Raw genomic sequence first — 20,295 nt, 5'->3', positions numbered from 1 at the left:
CCGACGATCTCGACACGGCGTTGGCCGCTGAAGCGGACGACGGCCTGGCGCGCGCGGCGGTCTGGCGCGGACGGCGGCTTGCCGCGCACGGCGGTCTGGCGCGCACGGCGGCTTGCCGCGCACGGCGGTCTGGCGCGCACGGCGGCCTGCCGTGCTCGGCACCCCCTCCATCCCCGACCGCTACGGCAACACCGTCGACACCTGGAAACGCGCCGTCGCGGAATTCAACGCGTACGGTGCCGCCGCCAGAGCCCGCGGCATGTGTTTCTCCCACCACAATCACGCCGAGGAATTCGCTTTCGCCACCGACGGCCCGCGCGTCCGCCTTTACGACGTCCTGCTCGCGGAAACCGACTCCCGTCTCGTCTATTTCGGGATGGACATTTTCCGGGCGCGTGCCGCCCAGTACCGGTTCTCCCGCCGGCCGGACGGCACCCCCGAGAACCCGGCCGCCAGCCCGGCGGGCTCCCTGTCGACCGCCCGCCGCTCGGCCCGCCATCTGCGGAGCCTGCGCGCGCCGTGCGGTTAAGCCGTACGCCCGTGGCCGGGTAGTGTGCACAGGATCAGCACTGCCCGACCGGGGCGGCCGGTACGACCAGATTGGCGAGACGTACATGAGCGAGGGGACCGCACCACTGGCGGGCGACGCGACCTCCGTCGCCGACGAGGAGGCGCGCGAGCGCCTGATCTACCTGCGTGGCAGCATCGACAACCTGGACGCCGCGCTGGTGCACCTGCTCGCCGAGCGGTTCAAGTGCACCCAGCAGGTCGGTGAACTCAAGGCCCGCCACAACCTCCCGCCCGCCGACCCGGCCCGCGAGGCCACCCAGATCGCCCGCCTGCGCAAATTGGCGGAGGACGCCAAACTGGACCCGGCTTTCGCCGAGAAATTCCTGAATTTCATCATCGGCGAGGTCGTCCGGCACCACAAAGCCATCGCGCAGCAGGGAACCCCCGGGCCCGACGCGGCTCCCGAGGCACCCGTCCCGGCCGCCGACCACTGACCGGGACGCCGGCGGACGATTCGGCCGGGACTCGGCGGCACAGACGACCGGATCCCGGCGGGGACCGGACGGCGAGGGCCGGACGGCGAGAACCGAACGTCGGCGAACAGGAATTCCCCCACCCCGCCCGTACAACCCTCTGGGGATATCGGCGGTCTCCCTGTCCGTCACGGTCCGTTACGGCATCATCGCCGTAGCGGCGCCGTACCAGGACCGACGCCATGCCCGCACTGGGGGAGCCATGCACCGCACCGCCGTCACCGCCGCCGTCGCGACCCTCTGCCTCGGACTCGCCGCCTGCCAGCCCTCGGGGAGCGCCGACGGCAGCGGCGGTTCGCCCACGAAGGCGGCGCCGGAGCCGAGCGTCGCGGGGCAGACCACGCCGGGCCCCGCTCCGGCCCGTACGGCCACGCTGCCCGATCTGGTGGGCAAGGGGCTACAGAGCGCGCAGGACGCCGCCCAGGCGGCCGGGTTTCCGGGTGCTGCGCAGCCACGACGCGCTCGGACGCGGGCGTATGCAGGCCTTCGACCGCAACTGGAAGGTCTGTACGCAGACCCCCGGACCCGGCGCGGCCGACACCCGCAGAACGGTGGACTTCGGGGCGGTGAAACTGTCCGAGACCTGCCCCGACAAGGATGCCGGGGCCGATGCCTCCGCCGCTCCCGCCTCGGCCATGCCCGACCTCCGCGACAAGTCGGTGAAGGTGGCCCGGCGCGCTTTCGACACCAGTACCAGCATCACCGTGAAGGACGCGTCGGGCCGCAACCGGATGGTTCTCGTGGAATCCAACTGGAAGGTGTGCCGCCAGAGCCCGGCGCCGGGCACAGAACTGGACGGTCAGCCGGTGACGCTGGAAGCGGTGAAATTCCAGGAGGAGTGCTGAGGAGGCTGACGGGAGGGAGCGCCCGGGGAATTCCTCACCCCGCGCCCATGGCCGCCCCCTTTCCCGCCGGCCGTCGCAGCAGCAGCGACAGCCCCGCCGCCAGCAGCCCCACGCACCCCGCCACCGCGTACGCGCCCTCGTACCCCCACGCCGCGACCACCGACGCGCCGATACCGCCGCCCAAGAGGCCGGAGACGAGTTTCGAGCTGTAGACGAGGCCGTAATTCGACGCGTTGTTGTTCTCGCCGAAATAGTCGGGAACGAGGGCCGCGAAAAGCGGGAAGAACGCGCCGCCGCCGAATCCGGACAGGAAGGCGAAGACGAGGAACAGCGGCTGGTTGGCGCTCTCGCCCGCCCACAGGACGCCGAACTGGGCCAGCCCGAGGACCAGGCACACATACGTCAGGGCCGGCCGCCGTCCCAGCCGGTCCGAGAGCCAGCCGACCACGCCCCGGCCCGTGCCGTTGACCACCGACATGACGCCCATGGAGGACGCCGCCACCAGCGGCCCGAACCCGGCCTCCCGGGCGAACGGCACCTGGAAGGAGATCCCGAAGATCGAGACCCCGGCCGTGCACAGCAGGCAGACCCACATCAGCGGCAGCATGCCGGTACGGATGGCCTCGCGCGGTGTGAACTGCGCCGCCGCGGGCGGGTTCGTGCGCAGCGCCGCCGAGGCGCGCCCCTCGCGCGGCGCGGTCAGCGGATCGACGTGCGCGGGCCACCAGTTCCTCGGCGGGTCCTTGAAGAACAGGCCCGCCGCGGCCGTCAGCAGCAGGACGTACAGGCCGACCAGGTCGAGAACGGCCTGGTAGTCGTCGGTGTCGAAGCCGTAGGAGAACAGGAAGATGAACGGCACGGCACCGTACGCGAAGCCGCCGTTGACGAAGCCGGTCTTGCCGCCGCGCCGTTCCGGATACCACTTGCCGACCGTGTTGATGCAGGTCGCGTAGACCAGGCCGGCGCCGGTGCCGCCCAGCACGCCGAAGCCGGCGACCGCCCACCCGATGTCCGGGGCGTGGCTCAGGCTCAGGAAGCCCACCAGCGACAGCACCGACCCGCACAGCATCGCGGTCCGGCTGCTGACCAGGCCCTTCTCCCGCAGCCTGCCCGCGGGGAAGGCCACCGCCGCCTGGAAGAAGATCCAGACGCTGAGCACCCAGAAGGTGCCGGTGCGCGGCCAGTGATGGGCCGTGGAGAGAGTGGTCTCGGCGGCTCCGAATGCGTACTCGAAGACGCTGATGCCGAGCATCGCGATCCAGGGCAGCAGCACCATGGTCCACCGCGGGCGGCCGAGCAGCTGCCGGTCCGTCTCGCCCAGCCGGTAGATCCGCCCGTGCGCGTCCCGGACCTCGGTGAACGCGGCCCGGCCCGGGGGCCGTACGTCCTGGGCCGTCACGGCGCACCGCCCTCCGGCAGCAGGCCCGCGGCCCGCGCCCACCGGTACTTCGCCCCCAGTACCGCCACCGGCAGCTCCGTCGTGTACGGGTACGCCACCACGCCCCGCTCGAAGAGGTACGCGCCCGCCTCCTCCACCTCGGTGTCCCCGGCCAGCGACGCCACCACCGGCTTCGCGGTGCCCGCCGCCCGGAATTCGGCCACCACGCGTGCCGTCAGTTCCGCGAACACCATGGGCGGGGTGGCGAGGGTGTGCCAGTAACCGAGCACCAGGGCGTGGACGCGCGGGTCCGCCATGCCGAGCCGGAGGGTGGCCTCGTAGGTGGCGGGCGGTTCGCCGCCGGTGATGTCCACGGGGTTGCCGGCCGCCCCGAAGGGCGGGATGAGGCGCCGGAAGGCGGCGTCCAGATCGTCGGGGACGGTCATCAGGCGCAGCCCGTGGTCGACGGCCGCGTCCGAGAGCAGCACGCCGGAGCCGCCCGCCCCGGTGATGACGACGACGTTCTCGCCCTTCGGCGTCGGCAGTACGGGCAGCGCACGCGCGTACTCCAGCATCTCGCGGAGGCCCGGCGCCCGGATGACGCCCGCCTGCCGGAGGACGGCGTCGTAGACCGCGTCGTCACCGGCCAGCGCGCCGGTGTGCGAGCCGGCCGCCTTCGCGCCCGCGCCGGTCCGCCCGGCCTTGAGGACCACGACCGGCTTCTCGCGCACGGTCTCCCGCGCGGCTTCCACGAACGCCCGGCCGTCCTTCAGGTCCTCCAGATGCATCGCGATGCTCCTGGTGTGCGGGTCCGCGCCGAAGTACGTGAGCAGGTCGTCCTCGTCCACGTCGGCCTTGTTGCCGAGCCCGACGATCGCCGAGACACCCGTCCGGGTGGCGCGCGCGAAGCCCAGGACGGCCATGCCGATGCCGCCGGACTGCGAGGTCAGCGCGACCGGGCCGGTGACGTCGTACGGGGTGCAGAACGTGGCGCACAGCCGCCGGCCGGGGGAGTAGTAGCCGTAGATGTTCGGTCCGAGCAGCCGGGTCCCGTACTTCTCGGCGATGGCCACGAGGCGTTCCTGGAGGGCGTGTTCGCCGGTCTCGGCGAAGCCGGAGGGGATCAGTACGGCGTTCGGGACGCCCTTGCGCCCCACCTCCTCCAGGGCGGCGGGCACCAGCGGCGCGGGGATGGCGAAGACCGCCACATCGGCCCCGTCCGGCACGTCCGCCACGGAGCGGTACGCCGTAAGGCCCAAAATGCCGCCGCCCTTCGGGTTCACCGGGTGGACCGCGCCGTCGAAACCGCCGTCGAGCAGGTTGCGCAGCACCGCGTGGCCGATCTTCCCGGGCTCGTTCGAGGCGCCGATGACGACGACGGAGCGCGGGCGCATCAGCCGCTCCATCGAGGCGAGGATCTCCTCCCTGGTGTACCGGCGGCGCCGCGGCGGCGGCTCCGCACCGAGCACGATGCGCACGTCGGCGGCGAGCACCCCGTCCGGCGCCGCGAACACCGGGTTCAGGTCGACCTCGGCGATCTCGGGGAAGTCGGCGGCCAGCCGGGACACCCGGACGATCAGGTCGGCGAGCGCCGCGCGGTCCACGGCGGGACCGCCGCGTACGCCACGCAGCACCTCGGCCGCGCGGATGTCGTCCAGCATGGACTCCGCGTCCGCCGTGGAAGCCGGAGCGAGGCGAAAGGTGACGTCCTTGAGGACCTCCACCAGCACCCCGCCGAGCCCGAACGCCACCACCTTCCCGAAGGCCGGATCGGTGACCGCCCCGACCAGCACCTCCAGCCCCTCCGGCACCATCCGCTGCACCTGTACGCCCTCGACGCGGGCCTCCGGGGCGTACGCGGCGGCGTTCCGTACGACCTCCGTGTACGCGGCCCGGACCTCGGCGGCCGAGGACAGGCCCGTCCGTACGCCGCCCGCGTCCGTCTTGTGCGGGATGTCCGGCGAGACGATCTTCAGCGCGACCGGGCCGCCGATCCGGCCGGCGAGCGCCACCGCCTCGTCCGCCGACTCGGCAACGCCCTCCGCCGGGGTCGCGATGCCATACGCCGCCGCGAGTAGCCTGCCCTCGGGAGCCGTCAGCGTGGTCCGCCCGGCCGCCCGCGCGGCCCGCAGCACGGCCGCCGGGTCCGCTTCCCGTAACCGTCCCCCCCATCAGGTGCCCCCGCCCATCCGCCAACTGCTCATCCGGCAGCCGCCCATCCATCCATCGCCCATCCGTCAACCGGTCCATCAGATGACCCCGTCTTCCCTGAGCAGCCGCAACTCCTCTTCGCCGAGCCCCAGTTCGCCCCCGTACACCTCGTCGTTGTGCTCGCCGAGCAGCGGCGAGCGGTCGATCTCCACGGGGGAGTCGGACAGCTTCAGGGGCGATCCGACGGTGGTGAACGTGCCGCGCCGCGGATGTGGCACCCGTACGATCATTCCGTCGGCGGCCAGCGACGCGTCCTCGACCAACTCCTTGGCGGACAGCACCGGGCCGCAGGGGATGGCGTGCGCGGTCAGCCGCTCCAGCACCTCCCACTTGGGCAGCGTGCTGCTCCACTCCTCGATGAGCTGGAACATCTTCGCCAGCTTCGGCAGCCGCGCGGCCGGCGTCGCCCACTCGGGGTCCGCGGCCAGCTCGGGCCGCCCGATCAGCTCCGTGAGCGGCCGCCAGCCCGCCGGCTGCACGATCACGTACACATAGTCGTTGGGGCCGCCGGGCGCGCACCGCACGGCCCAGCCGGGCTGCCCGCCGCCGCTCGCGTTGCCGCTGCGCGGCACCGTGTCCCCGAAGCCGTCGTTCGGGTACTCCGGCAGCGGGCCGCGCTCCAGACGCTGCTGATCGCGCAGTTTGACCCGGCACAGATTCAGCACCGCGTGCTGCATCGCGACCTGGACGCGCTGCCCGCGCCCGGTGCGTTCGCGCTGGTAGAGCGCGGCGAGGATGCCGGCGACGCAGTGCACGCCGGTCCCCGAATCGCCGATCTGCGCGCCGGTCGCCAGCGGCGGCCCGTCCGCGAACCCGGTGGTCGACATCGAGCCGCCCATGGCCTGCGCGACGACCTCGTACGCCTTGAATTTCGTGTACGGGCCCTCGCCGAAGCCCTTGATCGACGCGTACACGAGGCGCGGGTTGAGCTGCCGGACGCGCTCCCACGGGAAGCCCATCCGGTCCACGGCGCCCGGCCCGAAGTTCTCCACCAGGACGTCCGAGCGCCGGATCAGCTCGGCCAGCAGCTCTTTGCCCCGTTCCGTCTTGGTGTTCAAAGTGATGCCGCGCTTGTTGCAGTTGAGCATCGTGAAGTAGAGCGAGTCCACGTCCGGGATGTCGCGCAGCTGACCGCGGGTGACATCGCCGGTGACCGCCTCCACCTTGACCACGTCCGCGCCCAGCCAGGCGAGCAGCTGGGTGGCGGACGGGCCGGACTGCACATGCGTCATGTCCAGCACCCGGACGCCGGTCAGGGCCTTGGCGCCGGGACCGTTCTCACGAGCGGTGCCCATCAGCGGCTCCTCACTTGTACATGGTCTGGTGGACGGTTCCAGGGGCGTACGCGTCCGGATCGACCCAGACGTTGATCAGCGACGGCAGGCCGGACCGCCGGGCGCGCTCCAGCGCCGGCCGGATCTGCGCGGGATCGCGGACCTCCTCGCCGTGGCCGCCGAGCATCCGCGCGAACGCGTCGTACGGCACGTCCCCCAACGTGTTGCCGACCCGCTCCCGCGCCTCGCCGTACTTCGCCCGCTGCCCGTACCGGATCTGGTTCATCGAGGAGTTGTTGCCGACGATCCCCACGAACGGCAGGCCGAAGCGGACCAGCGTCTCGAAGTCCCACCCCGTCAGCGAGAACGCGCCGTCCCCGAAGAGCGCCACGACCTCCTTGTCCGGCCGGGCCCGCTTCGCCGCCAGCGCGAACGGCACGCCGACGCCGAGCGTGCCCAGCGGTCCCGGGTCCATCCAGTGGCCCGGCGCCTTCGGCCGCACGACCTGGCCCGAGAAGGTGACGATGTCGCCGCCGTCCCCGATGAAGACCGAGTCCTCGGTCAGGAAGTCGTCGATCTCGGCGACCAGGCGGTACGGGTGGATCGGCGCGGCGTCCGAGCGCAGCAGCGGCAGCCGCTCCGTCTCCGCGGCCTCCTCGACGGCCCGCAGCTCCTCGATCCACTCCTTGCGCCGGCCCGCGCCGCTGTCCAGCCGCCCCGACGCGGCCTGCGCGGCGGCGGCCAGCACCAGCCCCGCGTCGCCCACGATCCCCAGGTCGACATCCCGGTTCCGGCCGACCGTGCGGTAGTCAAGATCGATCTGTACGACGGTCGCGGCAGGCGAGAGCCGCCTCCCGTACCCCATCCGGAAGTCGAACGGCGTCCCGACGACCACGATCAGATCGGCGTGCGTGAAGGCGTGGCGGCGGGAGAGCCGGAAGTGGTGCGGATCGCCGGGCGGCAGCGTGCCGCGGCCGGCGCCGTTCATATAGGCGGGCAGGTTCAGACCCCGTACGAGCGCGACCGCCGCGTCCGTGCCGCGCGTCGTCCACACCTGACCGCCGAGCAGGAGCGCCGGCTTCTCGGACCGTACGAGCAGCTCGGCCAGCCGCTCGACGGCGTCCGGGTCCCCCGCCGAACGGGTCGAGGCCCGGTAGTGCCCCGCCCGGGGCACCCGCGCCGCGTCGCGCGGCACCTTCGCGTCCAGCACATCCCGGGGGATCTCCAGGAAGGACGGCCCGGGAGCCCCGTGGAAGCACTCCCGGAACGCCATCGAGACCATGTCGGCGACGCGCGCGGTGTCCGGCACGGTCGCCGCGAACTTCGTGACCGGCGTCATCATCTCGACGTGCGGCAGATCCTGGAGCGACCCCATCTTGTGCTGGTTCCGCGCCCCCTGCCCGCCGATCAGCAGCATCGGCGACTCGGCCCGTAAGGCATTGGCCACCCCGGTCACGGCATCCGTCGTCCCGGGCCCCGCGGTGACCACGGCACAGCCCGGCTTGCCGGTGATCCGCGCGTGGGCGTCCGCGGCGTGCGCGGCGACCTGCTCATGCCGCACGTCCACCACGTCGATGCCCTCGTCGACGCAGCCGTCGTAGATGTCGATGATGTGGCCGCCGCAGAGGGTGTAGATCACGTCCACGCCCTCCGCCTTGAGGGCCTGGGCCACGAGGTGGCCGCCGGAGACGAGGGGGTGGGAAGCCGAGGGAGAAGTGTCGGGTTTCTGGGAGTCGTCGGGCATGGGGCATCGCATCCCTTCGTAGGGCGATCCGCCAGGGGAGACCGGCGCTGCACGGCACGCTGATCACAGCGGATGCAGATCGCATACAGTCGACGAATACTGTATGGAGCGTTATCCCGCATCGGGCCGAGCCTGTCCAGGGGCCACCGCACCGTTCAAGCCAAGGGCTGGCCGGACCACTCACCCTCGCGGTGTGCCGAGGGTCCCGCCCGTCACCCGTCCGCCTGACCAGGGCGGCAACCGTCCCCCTGCCCGTCGGCCCATAAGCCGCCCTTATGCCCTGCCCGGATACGCAGGTGAAACCCACTCCGAAACCTTGGTATTGTTGTCCATGTCGCCGCGGGGAACGCCCCGCGAAGACGACACCTAGTCCGGGTGGCGGAATGGCAGACGCGCTAGCTTGAGGTGCTAGTGCCCTTTATCGGGCGTGGGGGTTCAAGTCCCCCCTCGGACACCAGCGGGGACGTTCACGAGATCGTCCCGAAGCGTTCACGAATTACCGGTCGAGTCATGTGACTCACCGGTATTTCGTCGTTTCTGGGGCCTCGAGCCTCGTGATCGGCCCGATGAGGGGGTGAGGCGGTGGCAGTCCAGGTACTGCGCCTCTCACCTGCGGAAACAGGACATGCCTGCGCGACGGCTGGTAGCCGTGGCGCAGGCATGTGGGGTTTTCAGGGGGCGGAGTGCGGCGGAGGTGTGTCACTCGCGTGGCGGAGGCTCGACCTGCTCCGTCGGAAGCGGGCACGCCTGGGGCGGGTCGGAGGGCTCACGGGGTTGGGTTACGGCGCTCTGTGTGCTGGCTTTGCGGGGCTGGATGCCCTGGTCGCGGAGGAACCGTCGGATGGCTCTGAGGTTCGCCACGAAGATGATGACGGCATTGAGCAGGGTCTGTGCGACGCGTCCGTGCGGCAGGCGGAGCTGGGGATTGTCGATGCTATCGAGGGCGGACTTCTTGAGGTTGCCGTTGCCGCCCTCGTTCTGACTGCGCAGTCCGGACCAGGCTTCCTGCCACAGAGGAGTGAACAGGGGGTATTTCTGCCGCCACTTGGCCAACACGGTGCCCGGGACGGTGATGCTCTTCCCCCTGCAGATGTCGGGGTGGACGGGGGTGTCCCGCTTGGGCCTGCGGATGGTGGGCAGGGCTGCCGGGGTACGGACAGTGGGGGCGTCGAGGTCGACGACGGTGGACGGGCGTGGCTGGGGCCGACGGTAGCAGGTGACCGTGGCGTGGGATCCAAGGGCGGGGCACTGTCGACGCTGGTCCCCTGCGGGCCCGTACTCCTTGATCTTGGTCTGGTAGTCCTTCCGGGACTGGATCAGGTTGAGTGCGTGGGCGCGGTCCTCGTCCGTGCGGCTGTCGATGTATGTGGCGCCCGCAGTGACGAGCGGGGTGGGCATCAGCGGGCAGTAGAACTCGCCGCCGACCAACTGCATGCCGCGGAACTCTCCCTGCCGGTCGACCTTGTCGTCGTTGTAGTGCTTCACCGTGTTGAGGCCGAGTTTGAGCAGCTGCAGATGCAGGTTGTGAGGCTTGGCCTGGGTGATGCCCTGGTCGGCGCAGAACAGGTCTTTGACCAGCCCTCGTTCGAAGGCCGGCTGGATAGCGCGCAGGGCGGCCGGGCCGGGTTCGGTGCCCGGGGTGTGGAGGATCATGCCGAGGCAGACCGCCGGGTAGGCGCCAGCGAGGTCGCCATGGCCATGGCCTGGGAACGCGGCCATCATGGCGTAGCGGAACTCTCTCTTCTCCGGCGCCTTGGCCTTCTTCTCCCGGGCCGACTTGGTCTTGCGAGGCACTGGCTTGTTTGCGGTGCCGCGCCGGGTGCCAGTGTTCGTGGAGGCCGCAGCTTTGCCGCTGGGCCCCGACTTCTTCTGCGTTCCTCCCTTCACGTACATCCCGGCGGTGATCTCAAGCGAGGCCCGGTCCTGGTGGTAGTCCGGCTCTTTGCCCCAGACCGGAACCGGAGTGTCGTCGACCGCGATGTGGCCAGGCCACTGAGCGAAGTCGCCGCGCCGGTAGGAAGCCATCACCGGAGCGAGGATCAGATCCTGGGCGATGGCTTCCAGGTTGCGCACGGTGTCCTGGTTGTCGCGGGCATTCCACTTCCGGCGAATCTTCTTAGCCTCGCTGAGCGACAGCCTCTTGCGGCGGTCGTGCGGTGCAGGGTCAAGGCGCCGGGTCATCGAGGCCCAGGACCGGTAGACGCGCTTCGACGTCGCGTATTGGTGGTGCGCGACGCTGTCGATTTCTTCTCGGGTTGCGCCCTCGCGGATGTGCAGGTCGACGTCGGGGACGTCAAGGAGGGCTTTGGGCCCTGGAGACAAGGCCAAGAAGAGCGTCTCCCATGCGTCGTTGATGTTCGCGCTCTTGCCCATGTACTGCGACAGGATCAGGCCGATCAGCACTGTGCGGAACGGGAAGCCCTTCGGGCCTGGCCGGTGCTCGTTAGAGGGAAGGCGTTCCAGTACTCCGCTGTGGCGCACGAGGTCGAAGACCTGCCTCACAACGCGGTCGCTGAGGGTACGGCCGGGGGCCTGCGGTGCAGGGCGTAAGGCGAGGCCGGTACGCCGGCAGGGTTTGTCCTCCGGGTTCTTCCTGCTCATGCCGCCGCCCCCCCGCAACAGATCGGATGCCTCCGCTTCGGGCACGTCGTGGAGGAAGACGAGGTATCGCGAGAGGCTGTGCAGGGTCCCGAGCCCCGACGCTTTGAGGATCACCCTCAGCGGAATACCTGCATTCAGCAGATCGACGAGCCAGGTCGTGCGCAGCCGCTGGGTCTGCAGCACTGCACCGTCACAACGGCTGACGATCCGCGGGTACCTGGCCAGCCAGTCCGATGCGATGTGCTTGCTGGTGCGGTCCTGCCAGCCCGGCCGGAAGGCGTACGCGTCTGCCGGGATGTGGGCGGCTTCCGCCAGCAGCAGTTCCTCGTATGCGTACCGGCATACGACAGTGCGCGGACGGCGCCCGTGCACCTTCACCAGTGCCCGGCCGGTGGGGCCCGCCAGGATGTCCCGCCCCCGAACGTACACAAGATCCTCAACGGCGAGCCCGCAGCCGACACCGAGACAGAACAGAAGACAGGCGTTGCACCGCTGGGCGGGGGTGGGCAGGCTCTGCGCCCAGATCAGCCAGTAGGCGATTTCCGCCGGCGGGTAGGGGGCCACTGGGGCGGCGGTGGCCTTCAGCCGGATCGGCGGATGCTGTCCGAGCTGGTCCAACAAGAGCGCTTCGGAAGCCCGGCGCAGCTGGCTGCTGCAGGTTCGGCGGCTGTTGGCGGCCATGTCGCGGCAGCCGACGAGGATGAACCGTTCGACGGTGCTCTGGTCAAGGATCACCGGGGGTTCGAGCGGGAGGCCCTGGGCCTCGACCCAGGCGACCAGCCGTGCGAGCGGTGTCATGACCACGTCTGGGCCGTAGGGTCCCGCTGCGACGGCCATGAATCCCAGCGAGCGGACGACCGGAGCGATGCGGCGCCACTGGGCGGGCGGCACCGTCTCCGCCTTCGGTGCGTAGGCCAGCAGGCGATTCGACACAGCGACCTCCAGGCGCAAGGCCCATGACAGGTGGCCGGTTAACCGGCCACTGGTGTCAGTGTCGATCACGATCTGAAGGAACGCATCTTTATGACCGGAGGCCGAGCGCGCACGGCGCCGCCATGGAGCTACGCCGTCGATCCGGAGGAGTGGCCGGATGCCCGGATCGCCGGGGAGCCCGCCGCGGCGGTGGTCCAGACGATTGCCCGCCGCCTCGCCGCCGCCCTGCGTGAGAGGCCGGAGCTCTCGCTGCGCGCCCTGGCCGCCCAGAGCCACGTCGGCAGACAGACCATCGGGGATCTGCTGGCGGGCGCCACCTGGCCGGATGTGCTGACGATCTGCCGACTGGAGCGTGCCCTGGGCCTGGCGCTCTGGCCCGGATCGAATACGACCCAATGTGCTCATGACTGATCCCCAATTGCCTCTTTGAGGTCAGTCGTGCACGCTCAAGTGCGGAATGACGCAGACGCCCTATAGCGCCATCCGTGGGGGCGCTAGAGTGAACGTGCGCGACGAATCGGAACCCTGACTAGGAGAAGCGTCCATTCGCGTGTTTGGCGGCCTCCCTCGACCGCTAATCGAGGGAGGCCTGCTTGTTGGGTTAGGGTCGTTCTCGGGTGGATCAAGCGGCCCGGGATGACAGCACGGCCCGGAACATTCCCGGTGCTACATTTTCCACCTCGCCAAGTTGCTTCATGCGGTTGAGGGTTTTTCCTACGGATGAACGGACCGTCGCGTCCGCTCCCGGGCGTACCGCTGCGGCGATATCGGTGATGGACATCGCCTCTTGAGCAGCGCACAGGAGTGTGAGGATCGCATCGCGCATGCTTCCGTTACGCGGTGGCCCCAGGGTCCGAGTGCCAATCCCCGGGCGCGCATCTTCGGACGAAGGATCCTCGTCGGCGACAGAAACTTCAGACGGACCTTCCCGGGAAGGCTGGGCGGTTTCCGCGTCCTCGCCAGTGTCCGGCGGCTCTTCGCGGACATCGGTGGATTCGGCGCCCTGGCACATCATCGTGTACACAGCTTCCAATGTCGCCAACTCGCCGCGCAGTGAAGTGATCAGCTCCTTCACGGCATGCCGAGCCTGGCCGATGTAGACACCCTTGTCTGACGCAGGTGCGCTGGTCCGGTATCCCGCCATAGCGAACTCCTAAGGAAGGCCGCTGCCAGTGTAGGGACGGCACACTGTGGCACGCACCCCATTCCTGTGAGGCGCTATCAAACGGTCAGCAGTGCGCTCAAGCACGGCAAGACCGGTCGGGGTTATCGCAGGAATCAACCTGTCTTGACGCAGAGTTGGCTCGCCGGGTTCGAGCGATGCCGCACCGGAACTGTGAGACGTGCCGTCGCAGAATTCTGACGTGTGGATTCTGCCGAAGCTCCCGGTCTCCGGGAACGTTTGAGCGTTACGGTTCCTTCATGGTGGATGGCAAGCATCCGTCGGCGACGGAGGCCTTGGCGTCGGTGACGAAGGCCCTGGATGTTCTCGTCCTGGCGTATGACAGGGGGGAAGTCGGTGTTACCGAAACCGCCCGGGAGCTCGGTATCTCACGTTCCACCGCACACCGCATCCTGGTCACCCTGCAGCGCACGGGTTTCCTGCGTCACGATCCTGGCCAGCACGGATACTCAGCGGGTCCGCAGCTCGTACGCATGGGACTGGCCGCGATCGCCCAGCTGGACGTCCGACGACAGGCGCGCAGACCCCTGGAGGAGCTCTCGGAGAAGCTGCAGGAGACGGTGTGCCTGTACTCCCTGGATGCGGCCGTCGTCCGACTACTCGACGGAGTCGAGTGCCGGCATGTCCTGCGCGTCAGCGTTCCGTTCGGGCAGGAGCTCCCTGCCCACGTCACAGCGGCGGGCAAGGCCCTGCTTGCACTGCGCGACCCGGCAGATGTACGCGCGACACTCCCGGCCGCGCTCCCTGCTACGGCGGCAGGAAGCATCACTGAGTGGTCGCTGCTTGAGGTGGAGTTGGAGGAAGTCAGAGTCCGGGGATGGGCGGCAGACCTCGAGGAAAGCGCACACGACCTGCACGGCGTAGGCGTGGCCATCCGCAACCGCATCGGGGAACCGCTCGCCGCGATCTCCGTGTACGCCCCCGCCGTACGTCTGCGTGAACAGGACATGCCAGCGGTTGCAACGGCCCTGCAGGAGACCGCCACCACGATCGCCAGGGCAAAGTGAAAGTGGGTGCCGAGGTGCCGGGGCTCAAGGCCCCAACGTGATCCGCCCGTCTGGGATCCACCCCTCCAGGTATCCCGTCAAAGCACATCCACATCTGGCAGATCGCACCGTGTGCACAACTCCTGCCACTGCTCAGGCTCCGCCCAGCGTGTCGCTCCCCTCCAGGGCAGATGCTCCGGCGGAGCACCAGCCGCAGCGAGACGAAAGATGAACACGTGTGCTTCTCGACGGCTCCGGCCTACGGGCACAGGCACCTGAGCCCAGCGGCATCCTTCAACAGTGCCCCCGCGCACCGGCATCGCGCCGACCGCATTGCGGAGTACGCGCACTGCCGCCTCAGGGTAGGTTTCTGTGGCTCGGACGGATCCTGAAGGGAGTACCCATCGGGGAAGAGCCCCAGACGGGTCGTCTGCCACCAGGGCAAGCCGCCCGTCCGAGCTCAGCAACGCGACGAACACCACCCGCCGCATCCTGGGAGGCGGCACGGCAGGGCGCCCCGAACTCTCGGCAGCGTCCAGGAAAACAGGCACGGTCCGATCCTGACATGCGGCCGCTTAACCGGCCAGTTTTACCCCGTGCCGACGAGGGGCTTATCGCGGAGATGAGCTGGCGAACTTGGTCGGCTTGTGGGCTCCGGTATGCCGAATCTGGATTGAGTAGGCGCCGAGCAGGAGCGGCCGGATGGTTTCGAGTTCCGCAAGAGCTTTCGATGGCCCGAGGGCTGGAAGGTTCTCGCTCCCGGGCAGCGGCCAGTCGAACGCGTACGCAGCGGGCAATCTCCACGGCCTGGACCATCCCGTCCTGGTGCTGCTCAGCCTGGTCGCCCCCGCCTGGCCGGACGGCTCATGGACGACCCCGAACGGTCTGACCTGGCGTTACCGCAGCTACGAGGACCTGTGTGCCGCGCTGCGATCCTGTCTGCCCTATCCCCGGCGGGCGGACGGGTTCGGCGCCGATATGTTCGAGCACTGGCTCGACCTGATCGACAAGCTCGTGAGACTGGCCGCCGAGGTCGGCACCCCCGCGGGGCCGAACCGTTGCTGGTGCCAGAGGAGGCAGTCGCAATCCTCAAGAACGCTCGACTGGGCGCGACCGTGCAGAAGATGCCTTGCCTGCACAGCCTCGTCCGGCCAGAGCTGGCGCAGGAGATCGAGCAGGTCGGCGTCATCGTGCGGACCGCAATGAGCCGAGGCCAAGGGTACCGTGGAGATGTTCACCGCGGAGACGACCCCCGGTTCGGTTGGCAGATCCAGGAAGGCTAGTTCTGGCTGGTCCACCTGGCCGGCCCCGGCCCGACACGGCGGTCGGTCCGCGAACAGGAGGCTTGCGCCTACGGCGACTACTTCTGCCTTGACTGGGCACGTACCCTGCTGGGCGACATCGGTCCCGAGCGACCTGCAACCGCCCCGCATGCTCCGTTGACCTTCAACGGGTTCGCGTCCGACTTCGTCTACCGGAGCATCCCCGTGCCGAACCTGACGATTGAGCAGGTCGTCCGGATCGGTGTCACCTATGCGCGGCGGTCGTTGACGTGGCACGCGGACGCGTGGGGCAAGGGATACGGGTGCAGCTGAGCGCCGAGTGACACGGATGACGGACTTCCGGTCCCTGTCGAACCTCATGCCGGACGTGGGTGCTCGCGCTGTCGTCGATACAGCAGTAGACGGTGAAGCCCTCGTCCAGGCGTGGGATGGACCCGGCTCCCACGGAATCGCTGTCAGGGGCCAGGAAGTTGCGTCGGATTAGTGCCGCGGAGCTCCATTTCTCCGACATTATCGGGGCATGCAAAAGCTCGAGGCGCACGAGATGCCCTTGCACAAGGTGTTCAGCAGTGACTACGACTTCCAGATACCTGACTACCAGCGCCCCTATGCCTGGCAGGAGGAGCAGGCGGCTCAACTGCTGATGGATCTCCAGGAAGCCCTTGACCGCGGGACGGATGAGCCGTACTTCCTCGGTTCCGTTGTGCTCGTGAAGAACAGCGCGGTCCCGAAGGCGGATGTCATCGACGGCCAGCAGCGCCTCACGACCCTGACCATCCTCCTGTCGGTGCTGCGCGACCTGACCGAGGATCCGGAACTACGCGGCGACCTCGACCGGCTGGTGATGGAGCCGGGTGCCAAGATCCGTGGGCTCGCCCCGAGGCCGCGGCTCACTCTGCGCAGCCGTGACGCGGACTTCTTCGAGAAGTACGTGCAGACGAAGGGCGCGGTGGGCACTCTGCTGACGCTCAAGGAGGAAGCCCTGCGGACCGACGCGCAGAAGGCCGTTCTCCGCAACGCGACGGTCCTCCACCAGAGCCTCACCGCGGTGACCGAGGAACGCCGGCTGGAACTGGCTCAGATGCTCGCCGAGCGGACGTTCCTCGTCGTCGTCAGCACTCCTGACCTCGACAGCGCACACCGGATCTTCAGCGTCATGAACTCCCGTGGCCTGGACCTGTCTCCCACCGACATCTTCAAGTCGCAGATCATCGGGGATCTCGGCGCGGAGGCGTCCGAGGCGTGCGCCACCACCTGGGAGGACGCCGAGGAGATGCTGGGACGTGACGACTTCGCGGAACTCTTCCTCCACCTGCGGATGATCTTCGCCAAGAAGCGGGCGGAACATGAGCTGCTCAAGGAGTTTCCGGAGCAGGTGCTCAGCCGCTACCTCCCTGGTAGGGCCGAGGTCTTCGTCCATGACGTCGTCCGGCCGTATGCCGAGGCCTACGCCCAGATCCGCGAAGCACGTTATGAGTCCGCTTCGGGTGCGGAGGCGGTCAACGCCTGGTTCAGGAGGCTCCAGCAGGTCGACAACTACGACTGGCGACCGGCCGCCCTCTGGGCGTTGCGCCACCACGAGGACGACCCGGCATGGCTTGACACGTTCATGCGAGCCTTGGAGCGGCTGTCGGCCAGCATGTTCGTCCGCCGCGTCTACACGACACCTCGCGTCACACGGTACGCCGAGCTGCTTCGGCAGCTCGACGACGGACTGGGCCTCGACTCCCCGGCTCTCGAGCTGAGGGACGACGAGAAGGCCGAAACCCGGGCCAGGCTCGATGGCGATCTCTATCTAGTCGGCAAGATCCGCAAGTACGTCCTGCTGCGGCTCGACGAGCTGCTGGCCCGCGGGCAGGGGGTGACGTACGACCACCCGCTCATCACCGTGGAGCACGTCCTGCCGCAGAACCCGAAGGTCGACTCGCAGTGGGTCGAGCTGTTCGACGAGGAGCGGCGTGCCCAGTGGACGCACCGCCTGGGAAACCTGGTGCTGCTGAACCGCGCCAAGAACTCTGCGGCCCAGAACTACGACTTCACCGCCAAGAAGGCCAAGTACTTCACCGGTCGCGGGGGAGTGGTCCCGTTCGCGCTGACCAGCCAAGTGCTCCAGCACGCCGAGTGGACCCCCGAAGTGCTGAAGGCCAGACAGGAGGAGCTGCTGGGGGTGCTCTTCGAAGAGTGGCGTCTGTGAGTGCGGGGGCCGGGGTGTCACGTCCCGGCTCTTACCCCAATGATCTCCATGAAATTCCAAAGAGTTCCATGATTGGGGGTGGGTGGGCTATGGTCGTCCACAACTCACGGCTCACGGCCCCGCGTTGTAACGCTGCTCCCGTGTGCCCCGTGTCGTTCAGTTGCCGTCGGCCTGTCCGGCCCCACGCTTCACAGCCATAGTCTCCACGGGAGTTTCGCCATGCCAGAACCCGCCGATCCCGCCCCGGACCCGTCTCCCGCAGGGCCGCCCGCCCAGGACCCGGCGGCCGGCACCCTCGCCCATCTCATCGCCGATCGACTCGCCGGCTCGGACCTCGACTAGGACACCCGATCCCTCCTGCTCACCGCGTTCCAGGACGACGACGGGGCGCGCGGCCGGATGCCGGGCGCCTACCTGCAGTCCGTCACGGTCAGCGGCTTCCGCGGTATCGGACGCACCGCACGCCTCCCCCTCACCCCCGGCCCGGGGCTCACCCTGGTCACCGGCCGCAACGGCTCTGGCAAGTCGAGCTTCGCGGAGGCTGTCGAGATTGCGCTGACCGGCGACAACGCCCGTTGGCGCGGCCGCAGCGACATCTGCGCAAGAGCTGGCGCAACCTTCACCACGGCCAGGAACCTCAGGTCGCCGTGGAGTTGCGTATCGACGGCGAACCGGAGCCGGCCACCGTGCTGCGCACCTGGCACGGGGACGACGTCGCCGACTCCACTGCCGAACTCGACCACGGGCCACGAGCCCGTCCCTCTCCCGGGCCTCGGCTGGCAGGAGGGCCTGGCGACCTACCGCCCCATCCTGTCGTTCTCCGAGCTCGGCCAGGTGATCGGAGGCAGGCCCAGCGAGATGTACGACGCCGTCGCCTCCATCCTCGGGCTGGAGCAACTCGCCGCCGCCAACAAGGGGTTGCGGGAGCTGGCCCGCGAGTACGAGGCACCCGCCAAGGAAGCCAAGGCGGAACTGCCCGCCCTGCTCATCCTCCTGGACGGCACCGACGACCCCCGCGCCCGGGCCGCCCCACACCGCATTGAGCGGGCGGCGCCCAGACCTCGCGCGGGCGGCCGAACTCGCCGCCGGGACCGGCCCGGCGGACGAGTCACTCCTGTTCGACCTGCGCCGCCGCTCCACCCTGACCGGACCCGACACCGAGGCGGTCGCCACGGCCGTGACCCGGCTGCGCGAAGCCATCGCCTCCGCGAGGACCTGCGGGGCACCTCCGCCGAGGACGCGCTGCGCCGCGCCGAACTCCTCGCCCGTGCGCTCGCTCACCACCGCGCCCATCCCGCCCTCGACACCTGCCGCCAGCAGAGCAACGTCGCCCTCGGCCCGGTCCGCCTGGGCGGCTCCGGAACCCAGCGCAAGGTCGCCCCCGACGTGACCGTCGACGACATCGACGCCCCCGCGCTCGGCGTGATGAGCCAGGGGGAACTGCACTCCCTCGCCCTGTCCCTCTGCCTCCCGCGCACCTTCCTCCCGGAGAACCCCTTCCGGTTCCTCGTCATCGACGACCCAGTGCAGTCGATGGACCCCGCCAAGGTGGACGGTCTCGCCCGCGTCCTCGCGCTCCTCGCTGAGCACCGCCAGGTCGTCGTCTTCACCCACGACACCCGCCTGCCGCAGGCCCTGAAGTACCTGCGGCTGCCCGCCACCGTCCTCACGGTCGACTGCCGTGAGCGCTCCGCCGTACGGGTCTCCGCTCCGGTGACGATCCCGTCAAGCTGGCCCCTGAACGACGCGAAGGCGCTCGCCAGGGCCCGCGATCTGCCCGGCGACGTCGTAGCCCGCGTCCTGCCCGGCCTGTGCCGCACCGCCCTGGAGGCCGCCCTCCTCGAACCGGCCCGGCGCCGGCTCCTCGGCAGGGGCCTGCCGCACGCCGAGATCGAATAGCACGTCGCCAAGGCCCACAAGCTCACCGAACTGGCCTCCCTCGCCCTCTACGGGGAGACCGACCGGGTGGGCGAGACCATGACCGACCTCACCCGGGCCTACGGCCAGCCGACCACTGACCACATCCGGTGGCGCAACAAGGGTTCCACGAAGCCGTAACCGTCGACGACGCGGAGGAGATCATCCGCCGCACCGCGGACCTCGCGAAGGCGGTGCGTCCATGTGACCACGATCCGCCCGGCCACGCCCATCCCGCCCGCACGCTCGCCCCGGCTCCCCGCGGCCACCCCGCCTCCGCCGCCGTCCACCTCGGCCCCCGAGGAACTGCTCGCGGGCGCGGACCGGTTGCTCGGCACGGCCACCGCCTCCACCACGGGCGTCTGGCCGCGCGCCGTGGCACTGTGCTGCGCCACGCCCTCGAAGAGGCCCTGCGCCGCTACTGGCAGGCTCGCAAGCCGCAGCTGTCCTACTACCCGCCGCACGCCCAGGCCCTGTGCCTGGAGTCCTACGCCGACCCCGACACGGCCCGCCGCTGGTCGGCGACCTGGGCGGCCTCAGCCGGGCCTGCCACTACCACGGGTATGAGTTGGCTCCCACGCAGGGGGAGTTGTGCGCGTGGCGGGACGACGTCGAGCGGGTGCTGGGTGCACTGGCACAGGGAACGGTGTAGACGGCTGCAGTGCGCCTGCAGGGTGTCCACCGTGCCATGGGCGTGTCATGG

The 20,295-nt window shown here is 69.6% G+C and carries 16 protein-coding genes, 1 tRNA gene and 2 pseudogenes; 11 read left to right on the top strand and 8 right to left on the bottom strand.

Features of this window, described 5'->3' with window-relative positions; genetic code table 11:
* Window positions 1-154: 154 nt before the first annotated feature.
* From CP973_RS27090 to CP973_RS41860, 3 genes and pseudogenes are all read left to right on the top strand, one after another.
* Window positions 155-439, top strand: a pseudogene (locus tag CP973_RS27090) (sugar phosphate isomerase/epimerase); the annotation flags it as partial.
* 175 nt (window positions 440-614) lie between these two features.
* Entirely contained in the window at window positions 615-1,004 is a 390-nt protein-coding gene (locus CP973_RS27085) for a chorismate mutase (protein WP_150246501.1), read from the top strand.
* A gap of 479 nt (window positions 1,005-1,483) precedes the next feature.
* Window positions 1,484-1,888 (top strand): PASTA domain-containing protein, encoded by a 405-nt coding sequence (locus tag CP973_RS41860; protein WP_425282023.1) that lies wholly within the window; start codon window positions 1,484-1,486, stop codon window positions 1,886-1,888.
* A gap of 34 nt (window positions 1,889-1,922) precedes the next feature.
* On the opposite strand, the gene CP973_RS27075 is transcribed toward CP973_RS41860, so the two are convergent.
* From CP973_RS27075 to CP973_RS27060, 4 genes are all read right to left on the bottom strand, one after another.
* Window positions 1,923-3,287 (bottom strand): OFA family MFS transporter, encoded by a 1,365-nt coding sequence (locus CP973_RS27075; protein ID WP_150246499.1) that lies wholly within the window; start codon window positions 3,285-3,287, stop codon window positions 1,923-1,925.
* Window positions 3,284-5,401 carry an acetate--CoA ligase family protein gene (locus CP973_RS27070; protein ID WP_150246497.1) on the bottom strand — a complete coding sequence of 706 codons (2,118 nt, stop codon included), beginning with the start codon at window positions 5,399-5,401 and terminating at the stop codon, window positions 3,284-3,286. Before CP973_RS27070 ends, CP973_RS27075 begins: the two co-directional genes overlap by 4 nt.
* 114 nt (window positions 5,402-5,515) lie before the next feature.
* Window positions 5,516-6,772 carry a formyl-CoA transferase gene (gene frc / locus CP973_RS27065; RefSeq protein ID WP_150246494.1) on the bottom strand — a complete coding sequence of 419 codons (1,257 nt, stop codon included), beginning with the start codon at window positions 6,770-6,772 and terminating at the stop codon, window positions 5,516-5,518.
* A 10-nt stretch (window positions 6,773-6,782) separates the two neighbouring features.
* Window positions 6,783-8,495: a thiamine pyrophosphate-binding protein gene (locus tag CP973_RS27060; RefSeq protein ID WP_150246491.1), complete on the bottom strand. Its 1,713-nt coding sequence runs from the start codon at window positions 8,493-8,495 to the stop codon at window positions 6,783-6,785.
* Window positions 8,496-8,864: 369 nt separating this feature from the next.
* Here CP973_RS27060 and CP973_RS27055 point away from each other — a divergent pair.
* Window positions 8,865-8,952, top strand: a tRNA-Leu gene (locus tag CP973_RS27055).
* A 242-nt stretch (window positions 8,953-9,194) separates the two neighbouring features.
* Here the strand turns inward: CP973_RS27055 and CP973_RS27050 are convergent.
* Window positions 9,195-12,098: a hypothetical protein gene (locus CP973_RS27050; protein WP_150246487.1), complete on the bottom strand. Its 2,904-nt coding sequence runs from the start codon at window positions 12,096-12,098 to the stop codon at window positions 9,195-9,197.
* Between the two features lie 21 nt (window positions 12,099-12,119).
* On the opposite strand from CP973_RS27050, the gene CP973_RS27045 reads away from it, so the two are divergent.
* Entirely contained in the window at window positions 12,120-12,440 is a 321-nt protein-coding gene (locus CP973_RS27045) for a helix-turn-helix domain-containing protein (RefSeq protein WP_150246485.1), read from the top strand.
* A 211-nt stretch (window positions 12,441-12,651) separates the two neighbouring features.
* Here the strand turns inward: CP973_RS27045 and CP973_RS27040 are convergent, their stop codons facing one another.
* Complete coding sequence (locus tag CP973_RS27040) at window positions 12,652-13,173, bottom strand: hypothetical protein (protein ID WP_150246482.1); 522 nt, start codon at window positions 13,171-13,173, stop codon at window positions 12,652-12,654.
* A gap of 278 nt (window positions 13,174-13,451) precedes the next feature.
* On the opposite strand from CP973_RS27040, the gene CP973_RS27035 reads away from it, so the two are divergent.
* Window positions 13,452-14,219, top strand: coding sequence for an IclR family transcriptional regulator (locus tag CP973_RS27035; RefSeq protein ID WP_167538523.1), 768 nt, complete (start codon window positions 13,452-13,454; stop codon window positions 14,217-14,219).
* 77 nt (window positions 14,220-14,296) lie between these two features.
* On the opposite strand, the gene CP973_RS41855 is transcribed toward CP973_RS27035, so the two are convergent.
* The gene (locus CP973_RS41855) at window positions 14,297-14,689 is read right to left on the bottom strand and encodes an NUDIX hydrolase (RefSeq protein ID WP_425282074.1); all 393 of its coding nucleotides are present in this window, start codon (window positions 14,687-14,689) and stop codon (window positions 14,297-14,299) included.
* A gap of 948 nt (window positions 14,690-15,637) precedes the next feature.
* Here CP973_RS41855 and CP973_RS40195 point away from each other — a divergent pair.
* From CP973_RS40195 to CP973_RS27025, 5 genes and pseudogenes are all read left to right on the top strand, one after another.
* Window positions 15,638-15,793 carry a hypothetical protein gene (locus tag CP973_RS40195; protein WP_167538521.1) on the top strand — a complete coding sequence of 52 codons (156 nt, stop codon included), beginning with the start codon at window positions 15,638-15,640 and terminating at the stop codon, window positions 15,791-15,793.
* 208 nt (window positions 15,794-16,001) lie between these two features.
* Window positions 16,002-17,675 (top strand): DUF262 domain-containing protein, encoded by a 1,674-nt coding sequence (locus CP973_RS27030; RefSeq protein WP_150246475.1) that lies wholly within the window; start codon window positions 16,002-16,004, stop codon window positions 17,673-17,675.
* A 219-nt stretch (window positions 17,676-17,894) separates the two neighbouring features.
* Window positions 17,895-18,017 (top strand): hypothetical protein, encoded by a 123-nt coding sequence (locus tag CP973_RS41480; RefSeq protein WP_280119036.1) that lies wholly within the window; start codon window positions 17,895-17,897, stop codon window positions 18,015-18,017.
* A 57-nt stretch (window positions 18,018-18,074) separates the two neighbouring features.
* Window positions 18,075-18,257 (top strand): annotated as a pseudogene (locus CP973_RS41850) (AAA family ATPase); the annotation flags it as partial.
* Window positions 18,258-18,509: 252 nt separating this feature from the next.
* Window positions 18,510-19,574, top strand: a complete 1,065-nt coding sequence (locus CP973_RS27025; protein ID WP_244410036.1) for an ATP-binding protein — start codon at window positions 18,510-18,512, stop codon at window positions 19,572-19,574.
* A 98-nt stretch (window positions 19,575-19,672) separates the two neighbouring features.
* Here CP973_RS27025 and CP973_RS40190 read toward each other — a convergent pair whose 3' ends face one another.
* Window positions 19,673-19,987 carry a hypothetical protein gene (locus CP973_RS40190; protein ID WP_167538520.1) on the bottom strand — a complete coding sequence of 105 codons (315 nt, stop codon included), beginning with the start codon at window positions 19,985-19,987 and terminating at the stop codon, window positions 19,673-19,675.
* Window positions 19,988-20,295: the final 308 nt, after the last annotated feature.

This window comes from Streptomyces albofaciens JCM 4342 (assembly GCF_008634025.1).
Classification (GTDB): Bacteria; Actinomycetota; Actinomycetes; order Streptomycetales; family Streptomycetaceae; genus Streptomyces; species Streptomyces albofaciens.
The sequence above is the reverse complement of the archived record's forward strand: the minus strand, read 5'-3'. Positions and strand labels throughout refer to the sequence as shown.